The following is a 4729-nucleotide window of genomic DNA, read 5'->3' as shown; positions in this document are numbered from 1 at the left end:
ATTTTAAATAATCCAGAAGAAAGGAGGACAGTTTGAAATTTGAGCTAATTTTCATTAGAACAAGTTTTTCTTTGCTATGCAGCCTTTAACATTTAAGATTGAAAAATTTCTTACCGTTTTAGAGCCCATTGCAATCATTATATATTCAACTTTTAATAATTGAAAATATTGTGTGCCCTGCACTAAAATTTTAAACACAATACCCGGAAAAGCTGGTACTTCTTTGACTACAGCTTTAATTAGGGTCGTTTTCTATTCTTAAATGAAACCTTATTGTTAAATTCGCGGTTTAATTCCCCTATCAAGAATGAGCATCCCTAAAACATATAATCCAAAGGAAACGGAAGATAAATGGTATCAATATTGGCTGGACAAGAAATTTTTCCGGTCGGTGCCTGATGACCGCGAGCCTTATACCATAGTTATTCCACCTCCAAACGTTACCGGTGTTTTGCATATGGGGCATATGCTCAACAACACCATTCAGGATGTGCTGATCAGAAGGGCGCGCATGCAGGGTAAAAATGCCTGCTGGGTAGCAGGAACAGACCATGCCTCAATTGCAACAGAAGCAAAAGTGGTAGCATCGCTTAAAGAGAGAGGAATAGAAAAGAAGGATGTGAGCCGGGAGGAGTTTATGTCGCATGCTTACGAATGGAAAGATAAGTATGGAGGAATAATTCTTAAACAGCTGGAGAAGCTTGGTGCTTCATGTGATTGGGATCGGACACGATTTACCATGGAAGACGACATGTCTGAAGCGGTGATAGATACTTTTATCCACCTCTATAAAAAAGGTTGGATTTACCGCGGAATCCGCATGGTGAATTGGGATCCTAAGGGTAAAACAGCCGTTTCGGATGAGGAAGTTATACGGAAAGAGGTAAACCAAAAACTTTACTATATAAAGTATCAGGTATCAGGTGACAAGAATCAAGAACCAAGAACCAAGAATCAAGACTTGGGGACGGGGGATGTGGCTCAAGATTATATAGTAATTGCTACGACGAGGCCGGAGACTATTATGGCGGATACGGCGATATGTATTAATCCGAACGATCCAAGATACACTCATTTAAGGGGGCAGAAGATTTTGATTCCTTTAGTTGGAAGGGAAATTCCGGTTATTGAAGATGAATATGTTGATATGGAGTTCGGGACGGGTTGTTTGAAAGTAACGCCTGCGCATGACCTGAACGATTACGAGCTTGGGGTTAAACACAAACTTCCGGTTATCGATATTCTCAATGACGATGGATCGCTGAACGAGAAAGCGGTCATACTTGTTGGTGAAGACCGCTTTGCCGCACGGAAGAAGATTGTGCTGATGCTTGAGGAGCAAGGCTTCATTGAAAAGGTAGAAGAATATAAATCGCAGGTTGGGTTTTCCGAACGTACTGATGCGGCTATAGAGCCCAAATTATCGCTGCAGTGGTTTTGTAAGATGTCGGAAATGTCAGGACCAGCCCTGGATTATGTCCTGAATGGCGAGGTTAAACTTATTCCTGAAAAATTCATCAATACCTACCGGCACTGGATGGAGAATGTGAAGGATTGGTGCATCAGCCGGCAGCTTTGGTGGGGTCAGCGCATTCCTGCCTGGTATAATGAAAAAGGGGAGTGGGTTGTTGCTAAAACCGAGGCTGAAGCACAGGCGGAATTTTCAATTCAGTTTCCAGAATCGCCGAAAGGCGGGCTGCGGCAGGACGACGATGTGGTTGATACCTGGTTCTCTTCCTGGCTTTGGCCGATCTCAGTCTTTGACGGATTTAAAGATCCGGATAATGCCGATATCAACTATTATTATCCCACTAACGACCTGGTTACGGCTCCTGAAATACTCTTTTTCTGGGTAGCGCGGATGATTATGGCTGGGCACGAATTCCGTGGTGAAGCGCCGTTTAAGAATGTATATCTCACAGGAATTGTAAGAGATAAGCAGGGAAGAAAAATGTCTAAGTCGCTGGGCAATTCCCCTGATCCTATCGACCTTATTGATAAATATGGAGCAGATGGTGTTCGTGTGGGAATGCTTTTGTGTTCCCCGGCGGGTAATGACCTGATGTTTGACGAGTCGTACTGCGAACAGGGGCGTAACTTTGCCAATAAGATATGGAATGCATTTCGCCTTGTAAAAGGATTTGAGGTAGATCCTAACTTACCTAATACTAATCAGCAAGCCATTGATTGGTTTGAGTCGGCATTTAGCCAAGCTTTGAATGAAATTGAGGAAAACTACAAGCAATATCGGCTTTCTGAAGCTCTGATGGGTATATACAAATTGGTGTGGGATGATTTCTGTGCCTGGTACCTCGAAATGATAAAGCCAACTTATCAGCAGCCGATCGATGCGGAGACCCACGGGATTACCATTCAGTATTTTGAGAGAATTTTGAAACTGCTCCATCCCTTAATGCCATTCCTAACAGAAGAGCTTTGGCATGATGAACTTTTCGGCCAGCGGGCAGAACTGGATTGCTGTATTGTAGCGCCTTATCCAACAGCCACCAGGCTTGACAATGGATTGTTACAGGATATTCAAATGGTAAAACAAGTTGTTTCTGAGATCAGAAATATCCGAAATGTGAAGCAGATATCACCTAAGGAAGCCCTTGAAGTAGAAATTAAAGCCAACTCTTCCATTAACTATAAGAACTACGTTACTATTATTTCTAAGCTGGCTAACATCAGTCGCGCTGGCTTTGTAAATGATAAAGTTCATGGTGCAGCTTCATTTATTGCCGGCACTGATGAGTTCTTTGTGCCCCTTGCAAACAATGTTGACGCTGCTGCAGAAAAAGAGCGCTTAAGTAAGGAGCTGGATTACCTGAAAGGCTTTCTGAAATCGGTCGATGCTAAATTATCAAACGAACGGTTTGTTCAGAATGCCAACGCCACGGTTGTTGAGAATGAGCGGCGTAAGAAAGAGGATGCTATGTCGAAAATCAAAATGCTTGAAGAAGGGCTTGCAAGCTTAGAACTCTAGTTGAAGTTTTTGTTTTAACCCTTAGTGAGAGATTGCTTCATAGTACCTGCTTGCAAAGACACTGTTTTTAAATGGATGTTTGGCCCCCTGCCGGCAGGTAGGTTCGTTTTTCTTTAATACGCTTTCCGGATCTTAATAATCCTCAAATAGTGCAATACCTTCATAACAGGATAGACCGGATCTACTTCAAACCATTTATGCCCGAAGTTTGCACTGTTTGGATAACGATGATGATTGTTCTGGAAAAGTTCACCCAGCATCAGAAAATCAAATGGGGTCGTATTTTTTGACTTGTCGTTATTATCAAAATTGGAATAGCCGTATTTGTGGCCGCACCAGTTGACAATAGCGCCATGCAGCGGGCCCATGAGATAATGGATTGGCAATAAAAGGTAAAGCCATTCAGAACCTGCTGGTACAAACTCGATGTAAAACCAAGTATAAAGTGCACCGAAAACAAGCCTTGAGGCGATGGATGAACCAATCCGGTCGATAATGGGCCACTCGGGATAATAACCGGGGAAGCGGCCATCAACATCTTTTGTGCGATTTAAATGGTCTCTAAAGGTAATGATAGTTGCCTTCATCATCTGGAACACGTCTGTGAAAAAATGGGGGGAATGAGGGTCTTTCTCCGTATCGCTATATGCATGGTGTTCCCTGTGCATCATCGCGTAAGCTCTGGGATTCAAAAAAGAAGCCCCTTCAAAAATAAAGGCCATAAAATAAAAAACCCGCTCCCATGTCTTGCTCATGGTAAACATCCGGTGAGAAGCGTATCTGTGTTGAAAAAAGGTCTGAAAAAACAAAGACAGAAACCAGTGCGCAAAAAAGAAGGCGAAAATTATGATCATAAAATTAGTTTAACACAGAACAGTGATCAACTAAATTTATGTTGAGCTAATGAGCTATGAGGTTTTTCAGACCATGCAAGTGGCAATTCGTCCGGGTAAATTTCTTTGGTTTAATTACGGCGATACCCGCCGTTTGGATTTTTAAGTTCCGATAATTGAATAGTTTTTAGTAAACATAGAAACTTTAATTAACTATTCAAATATCAAGCCGATATCCGGGCAAACCTTCCAAAAATTTATACGAGTCTTTTTCAAAATCAATTTCCGCGCAGAAGTGGCTGAGACCGTTGGTAACTACTAAGTGTTTAACACGGTGGATAATGTTGTACCTCGCGACCTGATCGAAGGTTGCCTGGGTGATTTTTACTGAAGGTGCTTTGCATTCCACCAGGATAATCTTCTCGCCTGAGCTATTAAACAGCAGGATATCGGAGCGTTTCTGCAGTGAATTTAGTTTTAATCCGCCCTCTAGTTTGATCAGCGTCCGGGGATATTTTTTTTCCTGAATAAGAAACTGGACGAAATGCTGTCTTACCCATTCTTCGGGGGTAAGGACGAGGAATTTTTTTCTTATCGCATCGAAAATATAACGGGTGTTGTCTACCTCTTTAAGGCGAAAGGCATACTGAGGAAGATTTAAAGGAATTGGTTCAAACATTTATTTACCGCTCGTGCATTTCGCAAGCTAACTGCAAAGTGCGAAAATTAACCGCAAAGTGCGCAAAGTTCGCAGAGTTTTCGTTGATAATTAGATATTGACTCGTCCTGACATAGGTTGACAAAAAACTTAGGTCAACGATGGACAAAAAGCAAAACAAGCCTCAGATTATCAAGGAATACTTGGCTGGCGGCACAACTACACGTAAATTAGGGCTAAAATATAATTACA

3 protein-coding genes are annotated in these 4729 nt (G+C 42.1%); 1 reads left to right on the top strand and 2 read right to left on the bottom strand.

Translation table 11 applies throughout. The features are described 5' to 3' along the window. The first annotated feature begins 307 nt into the window (after positions 1-307). Positions 308-2986 carry a valine--tRNA ligase gene (locus WBJ10_RS05725; RefSeq protein WP_424288569.1) on the top strand — a complete coding sequence of 893 codons (2679 nt, stop codon included), beginning with the start codon at positions 308-310 and terminating at the stop codon, positions 2984-2986. Positions 2987-3099: 113 nt separating this feature from the next. On the opposite strand, the gene WBJ10_RS05720 is transcribed toward WBJ10_RS05725, so the two are convergent. Both WBJ10_RS05720 and WBJ10_RS05715 read right to left on the bottom strand, forming a co-directional pair. Next, positions 3100-3837, bottom strand: coding sequence for an acyl-CoA desaturase (locus WBJ10_RS05720; RefSeq protein ID WP_424288570.1), 738 nt, complete (start codon positions 3835-3837; stop codon positions 3100-3102). A 199-nt stretch (positions 3838-4036) separates the two neighbouring features. Next, on the bottom strand, positions 4037-4498 hold the full coding sequence (locus WBJ10_RS05715; protein ID WP_424288568.1) for a type I restriction enzyme HsdR N-terminal domain-containing protein: 462 nt from the start codon (positions 4496-4498) through the stop codon (positions 4037-4039). Positions 4499-4729: the final 231 nt, after the last annotated feature.

Source organism: Daejeonella sp. (assembly GCF_049655485.1).
GTDB lineage: Bacteria > Bacteroidota > Bacteroidia > Sphingobacteriales > Sphingobacteriaceae > Daejeonella.
This window is presented reverse-complemented; position numbering and strand designations above follow the sequence as displayed.

What these genes read in the sequence shown, in the direction of transcription:
- WBJ10_RS05725 (WP_424288569.1), top strand. Translation starts at nt 308, where the DNA reads ATGAGCATCCCTAAAACATATAATCCAAAGGAAACGGAAGATAAATGG.
- WBJ10_RS05715 (WP_424288568.1), bottom strand. Translation starts at nt 4,498, where the DNA reads ATGTTTGAACCAATTCCTTTAAATCTTCCTCAGTATGCCTTTCGCCTT.